Origin of the sequence: Cupriavidus pauculus, from assembly GCF_002858765.1 — a bacterium.
GTDB lineage: Bacteria > Pseudomonadota > Gammaproteobacteria > Burkholderiales > Burkholderiaceae > Cupriavidus > Cupriavidus pauculus_B.
Window position 1 is genome coordinate 884137 of sequence record NZ_PJRP01000001.1, and the last position, 16223, is coordinate 900359.

15 protein-coding genes and 1 pseudogene are annotated in these 16223 nt (G+C 66.3%); 6 read left to right on the forward strand and 10 right to left on the reverse strand.

The features are described 5' to 3' along the window. The first annotated feature begins 259 nt into the window (after window positions 1-259). Together CYJ10_RS04025 and CYJ10_RS04030 are read left to right on the forward strand one after the other, a co-directional pair. A pseudogene (locus tag CYJ10_RS04025) lies at window positions 260-2320 on the forward strand (bifunctional 2',3'-cyclic-nucleotide 2'-phosphodiesterase/3'-nucleotidase). Window positions 2321-2330: 10 nt separating this feature from the next. Next, complete coding sequence (locus tag CYJ10_RS04030) at window positions 2331-3161, forward strand: tetratricopeptide repeat protein (RefSeq protein WP_101680238.1); 831 nt, start codon at window positions 2331-2333, stop codon at window positions 3159-3161. Window positions 3162-3204: 43 nt separating this feature from the next. On the opposite strand, the gene CYJ10_RS34555 is transcribed toward CYJ10_RS04030, so the two are convergent. Together CYJ10_RS34555 and CYJ10_RS34560 are read right to left on the reverse strand one after the other, a co-directional pair. Then, window positions 3205-3486 (reverse strand): fimbria/pilus periplasmic chaperone, encoded by a 282-nt coding sequence (locus CYJ10_RS34555; protein ID WP_308302930.1) that lies wholly within the window; start codon window positions 3484-3486, stop codon window positions 3205-3207. Window positions 3487-3508: 22 nt separating this feature from the next. Then, window positions 3509-3706, reverse strand: coding sequence for a fimbria/pilus periplasmic chaperone (locus CYJ10_RS34560; protein WP_257992895.1), 198 nt, complete (start codon window positions 3704-3706; stop codon window positions 3509-3511). Window positions 3707-3994: 288 nt separating this feature from the next. Here CYJ10_RS34560 and CYJ10_RS04040 point away from each other — a divergent pair, with 288 nt between their 5' ends. Then, window positions 3995-4546: a nucleoside 2-deoxyribosyltransferase gene (locus CYJ10_RS04040; protein ID WP_101680239.1), complete on the forward strand. Its 552-nt coding sequence runs from the start codon at window positions 3995-3997 to the stop codon at window positions 4544-4546. Between the two features lie 246 nt (window positions 4547-4792). On the opposite strand, the gene CYJ10_RS04045 is transcribed toward CYJ10_RS04040, so the two are convergent. The 6 genes from CYJ10_RS04045 to CYJ10_RS04070 form a co-directional block, all read right to left on the reverse strand. Beyond that, window positions 4793-5419, reverse strand: coding sequence for a PqiC family protein (locus CYJ10_RS04045; RefSeq protein ID WP_101680240.1), 627 nt, complete (start codon window positions 5417-5419; stop codon window positions 4793-4795). Further along, complete coding sequence (locus CYJ10_RS04050; RefSeq protein WP_101680241.1) at window positions 5416-7047, reverse strand: PqiB family protein; 1632 nt, start codon at window positions 7045-7047, stop codon at window positions 5416-5418. Before CYJ10_RS04050 ends, CYJ10_RS04045 begins: the two co-directional genes overlap by 4 nt. Continuing rightward, window positions 7034-7741, reverse strand: a complete 708-nt coding sequence (locus CYJ10_RS04055) for a paraquat-inducible protein A (RefSeq protein ID WP_101680411.1) — start codon at window positions 7739-7741, stop codon at window positions 7034-7036. Before CYJ10_RS04055 ends, CYJ10_RS04050 begins: the two co-directional genes overlap by 14 nt. A gap of 59 nt (window positions 7742-7800) precedes the next feature. Next, a complete protein-coding gene (locus tag CYJ10_RS04060; protein WP_101680242.1) occupies window positions 7801-8478 on the reverse strand; it encodes a paraquat-inducible protein A in 678 nt (225 codons plus the stop codon). Beyond that, complete coding sequence (locus CYJ10_RS04065) at window positions 8475-9578, reverse strand: AI-2E family transporter (RefSeq protein WP_101680243.1); 1104 nt, start codon at window positions 9576-9578, stop codon at window positions 8475-8477. Before CYJ10_RS04065 ends, CYJ10_RS04060 begins: the two co-directional genes overlap by 4 nt. Before the next feature lie 133 nt (window positions 9579-9711). Continuing rightward, the gene (locus CYJ10_RS04070; protein WP_101680244.1) at window positions 9712-10872 is read right to left on the reverse strand and encodes an HPP family protein; all 1161 of its coding nucleotides are present in this window, start codon (window positions 10870-10872) and stop codon (window positions 9712-9714) included. Between the two features lie 156 nt (window positions 10873-11028). On the opposite strand from CYJ10_RS04070, the gene CYJ10_RS04075 reads away from it, so the two are divergent. Next, entirely contained in the window at window positions 11029-12849 is a 1821-nt protein-coding gene (locus tag CYJ10_RS04075) for a chloride channel protein (protein ID WP_101680245.1), read from the forward strand. Between the two features lie 54 nt (window positions 12850-12903). On the opposite strand, the gene CYJ10_RS04080 is transcribed toward CYJ10_RS04075, so the two are convergent. Further along, window positions 12904-13326 carry an Lrp/AsnC family transcriptional regulator gene (locus CYJ10_RS04080; protein WP_092595042.1) on the reverse strand — a complete coding sequence of 141 codons (423 nt, stop codon included), beginning with the start codon at window positions 13324-13326 and terminating at the stop codon, window positions 12904-12906. A 181-nt stretch (window positions 13327-13507) separates the two neighbouring features. On the opposite strand from CYJ10_RS04080, the gene CYJ10_RS04085 reads away from it, so the two are divergent. Both CYJ10_RS04085 and CYJ10_RS04090 read left to right on the forward strand, forming a co-directional pair. Further along, window positions 13508-14386, forward strand: a complete 879-nt coding sequence (locus CYJ10_RS04085) for a dimethylarginine dimethylaminohydrolase family protein (RefSeq protein WP_101680246.1) — start codon at window positions 13508-13510, stop codon at window positions 14384-14386. Between the two features lie 12 nt (window positions 14387-14398). After that, window positions 14399-15520: an ornithine cyclodeaminase gene (locus CYJ10_RS04090; RefSeq protein WP_101680247.1), complete on the forward strand. Its 1122-nt coding sequence runs from the start codon at window positions 14399-14401 to the stop codon at window positions 15518-15520. A 78-nt stretch (window positions 15521-15598) separates the two neighbouring features. Here CYJ10_RS04090 and CYJ10_RS04095 read toward each other — a convergent pair whose 3' ends face one another. Beyond that, window positions 15599-16198, reverse strand: coding sequence for a helix-turn-helix domain-containing protein (locus CYJ10_RS04095; RefSeq protein ID WP_101680248.1), 600 nt, complete (start codon window positions 16196-16198; stop codon window positions 15599-15601). Between the last annotated feature and the right edge of the window lie 25 nt (window positions 16199-16223).

Genomic DNA, 16223 nt, shown 5'->3' on the forward strand with positions numbered 1-16223 from the left:
AGGGTGATGGAGTGCTTGATGGTTTGCATCCGCAATATAAGCGCCTATATAACGAGGCGTCAATTGCGCGAATGGATAAGGGTCTTCAGCCGATCGGAATAGTCCTACCCGGCCCGACGTCTCCGCAAATATGACGTTTTTGTCATATATCGTCCGATTGTCACGGTAATGACGCGGTTTCGCCACTTCCCTGCCATCCCGGCTTCCGACAATCCCCGGGCTGCACCACAAACAGAAAACAACAGGGAAATCCGAGACCATGCAACTCCATCGCATCCGGGCCGTCATGCTGGCGGCCATGGCCGCCACTGCGCTGGCCGCCTGCGGCTCCGACGACAACGGCAACGCGGGCAACGGCAACAACAGCAATGGCGCCACGTCGATCCCGGCGGGCACGAAGTCCACGCTGGCGCTGCTGGAAACCACCGACCTGCACACCAATGTGCTGAGCTATGACTATTTCAAGCTCGCCGAGGACAAGTCGATCGGTTTCGAGCGCGTGGCCACGCTGGTCAAGGCGGCCCGCGCCGAATTCCCGAACAGCATGCTGCTGGACAACGGCGACACCATCCAGGGCACCGCGCTGTCCGACTACCAGGCGCTGGTCAAGCCCATCGGGTGAAGCGAGACGCTGGCCATGTACAAGGTGATGAACGCGGCCGGCTTCGACGGCGGCGGCATCGGCAATCACGAATTCAACTACGGCCTGCAGTACCTGAGCCAGGTTACGGGCAACCGCTTCAATGTCGATGGCCTGCCCGACCCGTCCGCGCAGCAGACCTGCGCCGGGCCGAAGTTTCCGCAGGTGCTGGCCAACGTCTACAGCGTGAAGACGCGCCAGCCGCTGTTCCAGCCCTATGCGATCCTGAACAAGACGATCACGGCCACGGGCCCCGACGGCAAGACCGTTTCGGCGCCGATCAAGGTCGGCATCATCGGCTTTGCGCCGCCCGCCATCCTGAGCTGGGACAAGCGCTGGCTTGACGGCAAGGTCTACACCGAGGGCGTGGTCGAGACCGCGAACAAGTACATCCCCGAAATGCGCGCCAAGGGCGCCGACCTGGTTGTCGTGATCTCCCACGGCGGCTTGGACAACGCCACGTACTCGCCGACGATGGAAAACGGCAGCTACCACCTGTCGAAGGTGGATGGCGTGGACGCGATGCTGATCGGCCACTCGCACCAGATCTTCCCCGATGCCACCAGCACGGTGGGCCAGTTCAACCTGCCGGGCGTGGACAAGGTCAAGGGCACGGTCAACGGCGTGCCGACCGTGATGGCCAACTACTGGGGCAAGCACCTGGGCGTGGTCAACCTGGCGCTGAACTACGACGGCAAGAAGTGGAGCGTCGACCGCGGCAACACCAAGGTGGAGGCCCGTTCGACCCAGAATGCCGACAAGTCCTACGTGGCCGCCGACGCCAGCGTGGCACCTGCCATCGACACCGAGCACCAGGCCACCATCCAGTACGTGAAGACGCCGATCGGCAGCACGAACTACCGCATGACGAGCTACTTCGCCGATGTGGGCGACCCCGGCGCGATCCAGATCGTGAACCAGGCGCAGGCGAAATATGTGAAGGACTACATCACCGCCAACCTGCCGGCGCTGGCCTCGCTGCCGGTGCTGTCGGTCTCGGCGCCGTTCAAGAGCGGCTTTGGCGGCGGCAACGATTACACCGACGTGGCGTCCGGCAACCTGGCCATCAACAACGCGGCCGACCTCTACCTGTACCCGAACACGGTGTACGCGGTGAAGGTCAACGGTGACGAATTGAAGGCGTGGCTGGAAACGGCGGCCAAGCGCTTCAACCAGATCAACCCGGCGCTGGCCACCGAGCAGCAACTGATCAGCACGTTCCCGGGCTACAACTTCGACATGTTCACCGACGCGGACATGCAGTACGAGATCGACGTTACGCAGGTAGTGGGCAGCCGGATCAAGAACCTGACCTACAAGGGCGCGCCGGTCACGGCCGCCATGGACTTCATCGTGGCCACCAACAACTACCGCGCCAGCGGCGGCGGTAATTTCCCGGGCCTGGATGGCACGAAGACGGTCTACGCGTCGCCCGACGCCAACCGCGACGTGCTGATCCAGTACGTGAAGGACGTCGCCAACTTGACCCGTGTCACCAACGGCAGCGCCCGCAGTTGGCACTTCACGAAGGTGGTGACCACCGGCGACGTGGTCTTCAGTTCCGGGGTAGGCATGCTGGCGCAGGCAGCGGCGGGCGGTGTGGCCGGCGTGTCGCTGGTGGCGGCCGACGACGGCTCGGGCAAGAACCTGTCGAAGTACAAGATCGATCTGAACCAGTAATCCACGCACGATGCAAGCCACTGCTACCGCCTCTGTTCCTGCCTCCGCCCGGACCCCACGTGCCGCATCGCGGCGCCTGCCGCGCATTCACCCGCTGTTCGTGGCCGCGACGCTGGCCGTCACGGTGGCTGCCGCCGGCGTGGCCGGCGCTGCGGTGTGGCGGCACCAGTCCGACACGCGCCACGCGGCGCTGTCGCAGTGGCAGTTGCTGGCGACATCGGCTGGCGACGCGGCGGCGCTGGATCAACTTCAGCAGGCCGCCCGCGCTGGCGAGACCGCCGCACGTGCCGCGCTTGGCGAAACACTGATCTCCCGCGCCGACGCCGCCACGCGTGCCGACGGCGAACGCTGGCTGCGTATGGCGGCGGACAGCGGCCACGCTCGCGCGCAATTCCTGCTCGGCAAGGCGGCGATGCTCGGCACGCTGGCGTCAGGCCGGGCGGACCTGCAACTGGCCTGGCGCCAGCTTGACGCGGCCGCCAACGGGGGCGACATCGGCGCCGCCTACTACCTGGGCCTGCTCTATCGCGGGGGCCATGGCCGCACGCCAGATCTGGCCAGCGCGGCACGGTGGTTCAAGGTGGCCGCCGACGGCGGGGTGGCGCACGCGATGTTCATGCTTGGCAATGCCTATCGCGAAGGCGAGGGTGTGGCGCAGGACGATGCCCGCGCGGTGGCGTGGTACGAAGCAGCCGCCGAACGCGAGCATCCCGCGTCGATCCAGACACTGGCCATGGCTTATCGCAACGGCGAACTCGGCCTTGCCCAGGACGACCGCAACTACCGCCAGCACATGGCTGAAGCCGCGCACGCACTGAAACATCCGGCGATCAATCCTTGAGGTGCGGCACCAGCCGGCGTGACGTCCACGGCCGGCACTGTCGTCACTGATACTCGGTGCTTCTCTGGATATCGGCAGCGCCGGTGGTTTCTACGATCAGCCATTGGTTCGGGGCGGAACAGCAGCTTGATGCGGACCTGAATACGAACTCAAGCGAGTTCTGCTTATCGGCGCTGCACGATGCCATTGGGAGCACATCTAGCACGTTCAGCCGGAACAGCGATTCGCGGTCGCGAGGCAGCGGCTGCTGGGGACGAATGATGCGCAGCGTCTGTCCCTTCTTTGGGGCCAGCCTGAACAGGGCACTGCCTGCGTGAAAGGGGATTTTATGTTCTCCGGCGTCGCGTTCATGTCGCCATCGTCGTCCATGCCTGCACCAGGGACGGCGTAGCCCCTTCGTTGGTGAGCTTGATGGTTACCTCTTGATCCAACTCCGTATAGATGAGCCGGGTCCCGGTGAGTACCACGGATGCAAGGGTTCCGGGCGCAGCCAATGCCAGGAGAACGGCAACAATGACTGCACGGCGGCGATAAGACTTGAGCATGACGAAGACGGGCTGGAGCGAATCGTTTTTCTACGAGATTTTTGTAAAGTGAAGGGGAGATTTTCGGAGGAGTTCTATTTCTTATCAGAAATGTCTTAACAGAAAAGGCGTCGACATCTTTTCGGATGCATCGAGATAAGCGCGGTGGCGGCCTCAACAGGTATTCGAGCGAATAAGCGGGCGCCCGTTGGATCAGAAGTTGCCCGATTTCGCGGTGACGCCGACGTCAGACCGAACCGTGTGTCTCGCTGCGGTATGCTCTCGCCGTGCCCCTACCGAGGACGTGTCATGAAGACCATCTACCTTGCCGGTTTCGACGTATTTCGGAAGGACGCGCTTGCCTGGGGCGAGCATCTGAAGGCACTTTGCGCCCGTCATGGCTATGAAGGCTGGTTTCCGCTCGACAAGGAGGCCCCAAAGGGGGCGTCGGGGCCGGACACGGCGCATTGGATCTATGAAGCCAATGTCGCACTGATCCGGCGTGCCGATATCGTGATGGCGAACCTCGATGATTTTCGCGGCCCGGGCGAGCCCGACAGCGGCACGGCCTTCGAGGTTGGCTTCGCCGTGGCGCTGCAGAAGCCGGTGTGGGGCTACGCGGCCGATGCCGGCACGCTGCTGGACCGCACGCACGTGACGATCGACGACGACGGCGATGCGCGCGACGCCAACGACTACGTGGTCGAAAATTTTGGCCTGCCCATGAATCTGATGCTGGCCTGCAGCGTGCGGCTGGTGAAGGGCGATGCCGAGGCCTGCCTGGCCGAGATGGCCGAAGCCGACCGCCGGCGCGTCGCGCGTCGTGCCCAGGCGCTGGTGGAGGGGGGGCCGGAGGACTGATGTCCACGGAGCGCGTTCGTCTTCGATACGTGCTGCTGGTAGCTCATTGTGAAGGTTGCCACGCCCCGGACAACGCCCGGCGTGACCGTGCCGGTTGCAAGGTACTCGGCAGTCATCGAAATACTCGACGTCGTCGCTGGATGGCGCGACAAGCCAATGGTTCACACCACCGCGCTGTGGGTACGCGGGCTGGGGCGGCGATGAAGCAAGGGCGACGCGTGCCGCAGGTGGCACGCGTCGGCGCGATCAGGGCCGCAGTGTTTGCACCCCTGCGGCGATATCGGCGGCGGTCATGACCACGATCTGGCGATACGCGCCGACCACGCCATCGACCTGGCCCGGCGCGGGCAGGTCCGCTTCGGTTCGGCCGGTCAGGACCTTGCCGTCGGGCAGGCGCCGCACGGTCCAGGCGATCGACGCAGCGGCGCGCTGGCCGGGATCGGCTTCGAGCCGCACGACCTCGGTCGTCACGCGGAACACGGGGTGCACTTCCGACAGGCCCTGCTGGTAGATATCCACCGCGCCCAGGTTGCCCTGCAGTTGCTGCGACAGCGCGTCGCGCAGCTCGTCGGGCAGCGGCGCCGACCAGCGCGACTGGTCGAGCAACCTGACGACGCCGGTACTGGCATCGGTCACCACCAACTGCGCACGGTTCAGGCGCTCGGGCACGCGCACCGGCGCCACCTCGATCCACACGGGCTGCGCTTGCGTCGGGGCGCCTGACGTGGCCGACGCGGGGGTAGCCACGGGGGCCGAGGCAGCCGTGCCGGGTGCCCGGGCCAGCGTGTAGTAGCGCGGCTCGGGCGATGCGCAGCCGTGCAGCGCGGCGCCGGCCAGTGCAATGGCTGCCAGCTTGATCGCGGTTCTCATCATTTGTTCTCCGTCTTGCCGCGCAGCAGCGCCTCGGGGTGGCGTTCCAGATAATCGGTGAGTGCGCGCAGCGACACCGCCGTGCGCGTCAGTTCCTGCATCATGCGCCGTGTGTCCTGCTGCAGCGGCGCGTCCGACGCCAGCGTGCCGTTGGCCGCCGTCAGCGTCTTCCGGGCATCCTGCAGCGCGGCCAGCACTTGCGGCGCCACGTCGCCATTGAGCTGCGCCACGAGCTTGTCGGCGGTTTCCAGCATCTTGTTCATCGACACGATGGCCGTGCGCGCATCCTGTCCGATCTGCTCGAACGGTACCTTGTCGATCTTGTTGACGATATCGCCCAGCTTGGCCTGCAGTTCGTCGAACGTGCCCGGCGTGGTGGGGAATTCCGGCATCGGGGCATTGAGGTCGATGTCCTTGGCCGGCGGCGCCTTCGGGAAGAAGTCCAGCGCCACGTAGAGCTGCCCCGTCAGCAGATTGCCGGTACGCAGCTGCGCGCGCATGCCGCGCTTGACTAGGGCCTGCACGATGGTGCGCTTGCGCGCCTCGTCGGCCACGTCACGCTCACGGAAGCCCATGCGCGACGGATAGAGCTCCACCACCACAGGCATACGGAACGCCTTCTTCTCGCGCTGGTATTCGATGCCGATCGAACGCACCTGGCCCACGATCACGCCCCGGAAGTCCACCGGCGCGCCCGGCGACAGCCCGCGCACCGACTGGTCGAAGTTCAGCACGGCCAGCGTGGGCGCCAGTTCCTCGGGTTCCTTCATGGCTTCGGCCTGGTCCGATGCCAGCAGATACTGGGTGTTCTCGGCGGCGGCCTCGTGCGCGCTGGTGTGCTCGGGCGCCTGGAATGCCACGCCGCCCAGCAGCACCGTGACCAGCGATTGCGTGGACAGCTTCAGGCCGCCCGCATCGAGCTTCAGGTCCACGCCGCTGGCATGCCAGAAGCGCGTGTCGGCGGTCACGAGCTTGTCGTAGGGCTTGTTGACGAACACGCGCAGCGTGATGTCGCGCCCGTTCGGCTCCAACTGGTAGGCCACCACCTGGCCGACCGGCACGCGCCGGTAGTAGACCGGCGAGCCGATGTCCAGCGATCCCAGGTCCTGCGCGCGCAGCACGAACTGCCGGCCCGAGGCATCGGCGGTGACGACCGGCGGCACTTCCAGGCCCGTGAAGCTGCGCGTGCCTTCGGTGGACTTGCCGGCGTCCACGCCGATATACGCGCCCGACAGTAGTGTTTCCAGCCCGGATACGCCGCTGATGGCAAAGCGCGGCCGCACCACCCAGAATCGGGTGTCCTTGACGGCGAAGTTCTCGGCGTCCTTGGTCAGCTCGATCGATGCCAGCACGTGCGAGCGGTCCGACGCCAGCCGCACCGACTTGACCAGCCCGATGTCCACGTCCTTGTAGCGCACGGCGGTCTTGCCCGGCGTCAGGCCCTCGGCCGTACGGAACGTGACCGTGATGTCGGGGCCGCGCGAGGTCAGCGTGTTGACCAGCAGCGAGATGCCCACCACGGCGGCCACGATCGGGATCAGCCAGACCAGGGATGGCAGCCAGCGGGCGCGGCGTTTGCGCGCGGGCTGGGGCACGCCGGGCGACGGGGTAGGGGTATCAGGATCGGGCATTGTCGGATTCCGGCGATTTCGGAGGGGCGGCCGCGTCGATCGCATCCCACAGCAGGCGCGGGTCCAAGGAGAGCGACGCCAGCATGGTCAGTACGACGACGGAAGCAAAGGCCAGCGCCCCGCCCCCGGGAATGATGGTGGCCAGCGCGCCGGCGCGCACCAGCGCCGCCAGCAGGGCCACCACGAAGATATCGAGCATCGACCAGCGGCCGATGATTTCGACCAGGCCATAGAGCCGGGTCTGCTGGCGAATGCGCCACGTCGACCTGAAATGTACCGATGCCAGCAGCAACGTCAGGATCAGCATCTTCAGCAGCGGCACGATGATGCTGGCGATCAGCACCACGCCGGCCAGCATGTGCGAGCCGGACAGCCACAGATAGATCACGCCGGACATGATCGTGTCGCGCTGCGTGCCCAGGATCGATTCGGTCACCATCACCGGCAGCAGGTTGGCCGGAATGTACAGGATGAACGCCGACAGCAGGAAGGCCCAGGTACGGGCCACGCTGGCCGGCTTGCGCGCGTGCAGCGTGGCGCCGCAGCGCGGGCAGGGCTGGCCGTCGAGCGCGATCGGGCTGACCAGGTCGCAGGCGTGGCAGGACAGCAGGCCGCGGGATGTTGCCGTGGGCACCGCCGCCAGCGGTGTGCGTTCGTCGTCGTCGGTCAGCTCGGCCACCACGTCGGCGGCCATGCGGCGCGAGCGTGCCAGCTGCTCGCGCGCCTGGGCCGTGCGCGAGGGGCGCGGGGCGCTCACGCGGCGTCCTCGCGGGACGGTGTCTGGTCGGCGCCCGCCGGTTCCAGGTAATGCCAGAGATCGCGTGGATCGAACGACAGCATCGCGGCCAGCACCACCACCAGCGCGCCGAACGACCACAGGGCCACGCCGGGAATCACCTGGGCCATGGTCGACAGCTTCACCACGGTCACCAGCACGCCGATCATGAAGACTTCGATCATGCCCCACGGCCGCGTCTGGCGGATGCCGCGCACGATGCGGTCGAAGCCCGGCGGCATGCGATGGCGCGCCATCGGCACCAGCAGGTAACACATCATGAGCATTTCGGAGACCGGGAACAGGATCGTGGTGCCGAACACGAGCAGCGCCACCAGCGTCATGTGGTCGCTGTGCAGCGCCTGCACGGCGCCCCAGAGCGTGGTTTCGGTGCGCACGCCCTTGAGGTCCATCTCGACGATCGGGTAGGTGTTCGACACCAGGAACAGGATCAGCGCCGTCACCACCAGCGGCAGCAGGCGCCGGTATGCGCGGCTGCTCTCGCGGTACAGCAGGCCGCCGCAGCGCAGGCAGGTGGCGCGCTCGCCCGGCGCCAGCGCGGTGCGCTCGTAGAGCGCGTCGCAGTACTCGCAGGCCACAAGCCGGTGCAGGTCCAGCGCCGGGGCGGGTGGCGAAGCGTGCGTGTCCTGCGTCATGCGTCCGGGGTCAGTTGCGACGGCGGCGCCGGCGTCACCTCGGTCACGCCGGGCCGTTCCTGCGAGCCGATGGTCCAGTCGCGCAGCAAGGCGTAGGCCACGGCCAGCACGGTCGGGCCCAGGAAGACGCCCAGGAAGCCGAAGGCCAGCGCGCCACCGAGCACGCCCATCATGATCCAGATCAGCGGCAGGCCGGTGCCCTTGCTGATCAGCAGCGGCTTGATGACGTTGTCGGCCATGCCCACCACCACGGCGCCCCACACCACCATGAAGATGGCCCAGCCCGTTTCGCCGCCGTGATAGAGCCACAGCGCAGCCGGAATCCACACCAGCGGCGGCCCCATCGGCACCACCGACAGGAAGAACGTGATCAGACCCAGGATGGCGGCGCCCGGCACGCCGGCGATCCAGAAACCGATGGCGGCCAGCACGGCCTGGACGAACGCCGTACCCAACACGCCGTAGACCACGCCCTTGACGGTGCCACCGGCCAGCGCCAGCAGGTGGTCGGCACGCTCGCCGGCCACCCTGCGCATGCCGCCGCGCAGCCAGTCCACGGCCAGTTCGCCGCCGGTATAGAAGAAGAACGCCAGGATGATTGACAGCGCCAGCTGGCCCAGGCCGCCACCGATGGACAGCCCCGCGCCCAGCACCGCATGGCCGACCGGCGCGATCAGCTTGCGCAGGTTGGCCACCATTTCGGAATCGGCGTGGATGATCTGGTCGTAACTCGACTGCAGCTGCGGCCCCACGTAGGGCAGGCTGCTGAGCCATTCGGGCAACTGCGGAAAGCCGCGTTCGGCGTAGCTGTTGACCAGGCCGGTCAGCTCGTCGATATGGGCCGAGAAGCTCGCGCCGGCATAGACGAACGGCCCGAGCACGATGATCGTGGCAATCAGCACGCAGACCAGCGCGGCCAGACCACGCCGGTTGCCCAGCCAGCGCGTGAGTACGGTGTAGGGATACCACGAGCTGTAGGCTAGGATCGCTCCCCAGACCAGCGCGGTGGCAAATGGGGCCAGTACCAGCAGCGAACCGCCGATCAGGGCGATCAGCGCAAAGACCGCGGCAAGCTTTTCAATCAGTTGTCCGGAACTCATCGTTACACGCCATTCCGGCGTCCGTGTTGCGAGAACGCCGTAAGCATAGCGGAATTCGATGAACGCTCCGGGCAATCCCTTGCCGGGTCAACGATCGGTAGGCCGGGCGCCCCGACTGCCCCGGCCGAGCGGATCAGCTCGCCGGCTTGCCGGCTTCGGCGGCATCCATGGCCTGGTCGCTCTGGTGCAGCAGCGCGGCCACGAGGTCGGATTGCGTGACCATGCCCACCACGCGCTTGCGCTCGTCCAGCACCGGTACGTGGTGCAGGCCGCCGTCGGAAAACGCCTGGCTCAGGTTGACGATAGGCTGGTCGGCGCTCGTGGTGATCACGGCCCGGGTCATCAGGTCTCGCACCGCACCATTCACGCGGCGAGAATTCGCGCGATAGGCACGGAAAAAGTCGCTTTGCGTCAGGATGCCCAGCAGGCGCCGCTGGCGGTCCACCACGGGCAGGGCCTTGATGTGATGCCGCGTCATCAGCGCAGCGGCATCGGCGGCCAGTTGGCCCGGACGCACCGACACCACGTCGCGCGACATGATGTCGCCGCAAAGCACCTCGCCAAAGCGACGCGAATGGGCGCGCAGCTCGGCGGCCACCAGGATGGCCTCGAGATCGTCTTCTTCGATGTCCAGGAATTCGCCGCGTGCCGCCAGCACCGCATCGAGGTCGGCCCGCGTGAAGCCCACCCGCTTGCTGGGCGGCACGTCCTTGGTGTGATGCTGCGCCGCCGGCTCGGGCGGACGATGGGGGTATCGGCGCCGCGTGAAGTTGTTGAACGCCAGCGCGGTGAGCAGCAGCAACATCGAGTTGACGGCCACCGGAATCACCACAAAGCCGAATCCCAGCGCCTGCACGGCAGGCCCACCGAACACGGCGGTTACCGCCACCGCGCCACTGGGCGGGTGGACGCAGCGCAACTGGAACATCAGCGCGATGGCGCCGGCCACCGCCACGCCGGCGGCCAGGCCGGGGTCCGGTATCCATTTGGCGCAGGCCACGCCCACGGTGGCGGCCACCATATTGCCGCCGATGATCGACCACGGCTGTGCAAGTGGACTGGACGACACGCCGAACAGCAGCACGGCCGAGGCGCCCATCGGGGCGATGAACCAGGGGTTGAAGCCCTGCAGGAACTGGCGGCAGATCCATTCGGTCAGCGCCAGGCCAATCAGGGCGCCCAGGCAACTCTTGAGCCGCTCGAGCCGGTTGGCGGCGATCGGCATGGGGACGAATGTGCGCAGCCAGGCACGGGCCTCGGCGACGGAAGAGGTCGGGTCGAATGCAGCAGGCATCGAAAGCGGGGGCGGCTTTTGAGGGTTGGGGGCAACACGGCGCATTGGCCGGGAGGGGGCGTCGTGGCGCATTGGCCGAGCCGGCAATGTATCACAGCATGATATATTGCGCAGGCTGTACCTCCGCATCATCCCAGCCGCCCCCGGCTTTCGTCCATGTCAAATCATTCCGCATCGCACCATTCCGTCAAGCGCGACTACGCCGTCAATGGCCGCCTGCCCATGCTGGCAGGCATCGCGCTGGTCATTGGCGGCATCAGTACCGGCGCAGCATTTGTGCTGGTCAACCTGATCCGTTTTTTCACCAACCTGTTCTTTTTCCAGACCCTGTCACTCGTGGAGCGCTCGCCGGCGCACCACGCGCTGGGGCCGTGGGTCATTGCCGTGCCGGCGCTGGGTGGGCTGATCGTCGGCCTGATGGCGCGTTACGGCAGCGACAAGATCCGCGGCCACGGCATCCCGGAGGCCATCGAGGCCGTGCTGTTCGGCAAGAGCAAGATGTCGCCGAAGGTGGCGGTGCTCAAGCCGCTGTCGTCGGGCATCGTGATCGGTAGCGGCGGGCCGTTCGGCGCCGAAGGGCCGATCATCATGACGGGCGGCTCGATTGCGTCGCTGCTGGCGCAATACCTGCACCTGACTGCCGCCGAGCGCAAGACGCTGCTGGTCGCCGGTGCCTGCGCGGGCATGACGGCCATCTTCGGCACGCCCGTGGCGGCGGTGCTGCTGGCCATCGAGCTGCTGCTGTTCGAGCTGCGTCCGCGCAGCCTGCTGCCGGTGGCGCTGGCCTGTGCGGTGGCGGGTTTCCTGCGGCCGTTCCTGTTCGATGCCGGTCCGCTGTTCCCGCTGCAGACGGCGGCGGCCGGCACCGTGGCACTGGGCTCGTGCGTGCTGGCCGGGTTGCTGTGCGGCGTGCTGGGCGCGGTCCTGACGCTGGCGCTGTATCGCACCGAGGACGCTTTCAGCAAGCTGCGCCTGCACTGGATGTGGTGGCCGGCCATCGGTGGCCTGGTGGTGGGCCTCGGCGGTTACTTCGAGCCTCGTGCGCTCGGCGTGGGCTACGACGTGATTGGCGATCTGCTCAACAACCGGCTGGCCATCGAGGTGGCCGTGGCGCTGCTGGCCGTCAAGGCGGTGATCTGGATTGCCGCGCTGGGCTCCGGCACGTCGGGCGGGGTGCTCGCACCGCTGCTGATGTTGGGCGCCGGCCTAGGCGTGGTGCTGGGGCCGTTTCTGCCGGGCGGATCGCCGGGGCTGTGGGCGCTGGTCTGCATGGCGGGCGTGCTGGGCAGTGTGCTGGGCGCGCCGCTGACTGCCATCGTGTTCGCGTTTGGCCTGACGCATGACAGCGAGGCCCTGCTGCCGTTGCTGCTGACCACGGCCGTGGCCTACGGCTTCTCGGTGCTGACGATGAAGCGCGGCATCATGACCGAGAAGATCGCGCGCCGTGGCCTGCACATCTACCGCGAATACGGCGTCGACCCGCTGGAGCGTTCGCACGTGGAAGACCTGATGACACGCGACGTGGTGACGATCGATGCCGCCATGCCGGTGTCCACTGCCCTGGAGCGCCACTTTGGCAGCCATGCCGCGCATCGTGCCTATCCGGTGGTGGCCGATGGGCGGGTGCTTGGCACGCTGCATCGCTCGGCCATCACGGCGGCCCATGCGGGCGACGACGCCGGCCTGAGCTGCGGCGACCTGATTGCTGTCGGGCAGGGCGCCGGCATCGATAAAAGTACCGAAAAAGGCACGCTCACCGTGTTGCTGCCGTCGCAGACGGGCCGCGCGGCGGCCGGACAGATGGCGGCGTTGAGCGTGGCGCGCATGCCGGTGGTGGAGAATCTGGCCACCATGCGGCTGGTCGGCATTGTGTCGCTGCGCGACCTGCTGGCACCCAGCGAGCACGCGCTGCACGAGGAAACGCACCGCGAGCGGCTGCGGGGTCCGGCGCAGGCACCGGTGCGCCAGAGTTCTTGATGCCCGCTTCCTAGCGTAAATGCTAAGGGCTATGTCGCGCTACAGCATGAAGCGCTATAGCTTGTAGCTCGACAGCAGGATGCTGGTCTCGGTGGCCGAAATGCCATCGACCAGCCGGATCCGGTCGAGCGTACGGTCGAACTGCTCCAGCGTATCGGCGCGCAGTTCGGCAATGATGTCCCAGCGGCCGTTGGTCGTATGCAGCGTCTGCACGTTGGGATCGCCCCGCAGCGCCTGCAGCACCTGGCGCGCCTTGTTGCCCTCCACGGCCACCGTCATCCAGGCGCGGATGCGGTGCGGTTCGGCCTCCGGCTTGAGCCGCACCGTATAGCCGACGATCTGGCCTTCCTTCTCCAGTTTCTCGATCCGGTTCTGCACCGTGGCGCGTGACACGCGCAGTGCGCGGGCCAGCGCCGTCACCGGCGTGCGGGCGTTGTCGCGCAGCAGGCCCAGCAGTTGACGATCGGTCGCATCCATTGCGGCTTCTCCAGCAGTACGTGGCAGATTGCCAGCCATTACTGGCAAATTGTCAAATGTACATAGCAATTTGTCCAGTTTGTTAACTATTCGTTGGCACGGGCGGGCAGGAAAATGCACTCACGACATCGCCATGCCCTTGGCGGTCCCTGAATGCAGGCCATAAAAGAGGAGAGCCCCCGTGACCAACGACCCGACCATTCTTCTGGTTGCCCCGACGTTCTACGACGTGTCCTACAGCATTAATCCATGGATGGACCCGACGGCGTGGGCCCGTGACCCCGGCGGCATGCATCGGCGCGCGCTGGCGTCGTTCGATGCCCTGCACGATGCGTTGGGCCGCGCCGGGTTTGCCGTGGAAGTGGTGCAGGGCGCGGCGGGCCAGCCTGACATGGTGTTCCCCGCCAACGCGGCAGTGGTGCTCGATGGCAAGGCGGTGCTGGCGCGGTTTCGCTACCCGGAACGGCGCGGCGAAGAGCAGCCTTTCGCGTCGATCTTCGACGACCTGCGAGCGCGCGGCCTGGTCGACACGGTGGCGCTGCTGCCCGAGGGCTGCTTCCAGGAAGGGGCGGGCGATTGCATCTGGGACGCGCGGCGCGGCCATTTCTGGGCCGGCTTCGGCCCACGCTCGTCGCGCGAGGCTGCCGACGCCATGGCGCGCGCGTTCGATCGGGAGGTCGTGGCGCTGGAACTGGCCACCGCGCAGAGCTATCACCTCGACGTGTGCTTCTGTCCGCTCTCGGGCGGCGAAGTGCTGTACTACCCGCCGGCCTTTACCGAAAACGCGCTGCGGATGCTGCGCGCACGCGTACCGGTGGCCCAGCGCATCGAGGCCACCGAGGACGACCTGCGCCACTTCAGCGTCAACGCGGTCAATCTCGACGAGCACGTGGTGATGACCCGCACCACATCGCATTTACGCCATGAATTGGGTCGACGCGGATATCGGCTGCACGAGGTGGACCTGACGCCGTACATGCTGTCGGGCGGCGGCGCGTACTGCATGACCCTGCGGCTCGACCGCACCAGCACGCCCGTGCGGCGTGCAGCTGCGGCATGAAGGAGATCCGCCATGGGAACGAACACGGAACTGACCCGGGAAGCGAACGTGCTGACGCGCTTTCTCGATGCGGGCGATGTCGCCGCACTGGTACGCGGTGTCGGCGTGCGGCAGGCCATCGTGCAGGTGGCTGGCTGCGTGCGCGAGGATTTCTTGCGCTGGCACGAATTTGAGAAATCCGCGAGGCTGGCGAGCCACTCGGCAGTGGGCGTCATCGAGTTGATGCCTGTTAGTGACGGCAATCGATTTGCCTACAAGTACGTCAACGGGCATCCGCGCAATGCGCAGTTCGCGCTGCCCACGGTCATGGCGTGCGGCATGCTGGCCGATGTGCAGACCGGCTTTCCGCTGTTGCTGGCGGATCTGACCCTTGCCACGGCGCTGCGTACCGCGGCCACGTCGGCCCTGGCCGCGCAGGCCATGGCCCGACCCGGCGCACGCACCATGGCGCTGATCGGCAACGGCGCGCAGGCCGAGTTCCAGTCGCTGGCGTTCCATGCGATGGCGGGCATCACGACCATCCGGGCCTTCGATGTCGATGCCTCGGCCACGGCACGGTTGGCGCGCAATCTGGCGAAAGTGCGAGGCCTGGAGATTGTGCCGGTACGATCGGTGCGCGATGCGCTGTCGGGTGCCGACATTGTGACCACCGTCACGGCCGACAAGACGCGGGCGACCATCCTCACGCCTGAGATGGTGCAACCGGGTATGCATCTGAACGCCGTGGGGGGGGACTGTCCGGGCAAGACCGAGTTGCACGTCGATATCCTGCGTGGCGCGCGGCTTGTGGTGGAATATGCGCCCCAGTCGCGCATTGAAGGCGAGATCCAGCAATGGCCCGAGGCGCCGGTCAGCGAGTTGTGGGAAGTGTTGGCGGGCACGGCACCCGGCCGCGCCGGTGCCGACGAAGTGACTGTCTTCGATTCGGTCGGCTTTGCGCTGGAGGATTATTCGGCGCTGCGGTGGTTGCATGCGACGGCGTGTGCCCGCGATGCCGGGCGCTACGTGGAACTGGTTGCAATGCCCCCCGACCCGCGTGACCTCTATGGCTGGATGATGCAGGCCAATGCCGAGGCGGTTACGCCGCGTGCCTGCGAATCGACCACGGCCGCCGAGACGACCGAATCCACCTGACGCGACATCACAAAAAAGCGGCAAAAAAACGGCCCGGATTTGCGTCCGGGCCGTTGCACGTCGAACATTTACGGAACCTTAAGCGCCCGCGCGGCCCATCATCAGCTGGGCACGCAGGAAGCCCTTGATTTCCTCGAGCGATGGCGTCTTCAGGAACACCATGATGCCCCATTGCTGCAGGGCGTCAGCCACGCCGTCGTAGGCCTGGCGGTTGGTGATGACCGCGAAGATCATGCGCTGCCGCGAGAAGAAATTTTGCAATTTCTCGATCGTGGCAGATTCCGTATCGTTGAGTTCCTCCACGTAGTAGAGCACCACGCGAGGCCGCGAATCGACCGACGTAATGAGCGTATCCACCACGTCCTCCAGCACCTGGGTCTTCAGCGGCAGCGACCATTTGCCCAGCTGGGCGCTGATGCGTTGCGCTTCGGTATGGTTAGGGTGGAACACCACGAGATCGAGATTGTGCTCGACGCCGACATCCGGCATGGCGCGGTTTGCCAGCAAGCGGTGCACGGTTTCCTTGTGGATGCGCCTGTGGCCACCGTTGGTTTTCCAGGCGCCAAGTTCTCCGCGTTCCACCATTTTCTGAACGGTGCCCAGCGATACGTTGAGAAGTTTTGCAGCGGTTCGCGTGCTGTAGTACGGCTTTTCAGCCAGTTCTGGATCCAGTTTCATCCAATCACCCGTAGTGTCTATCAGC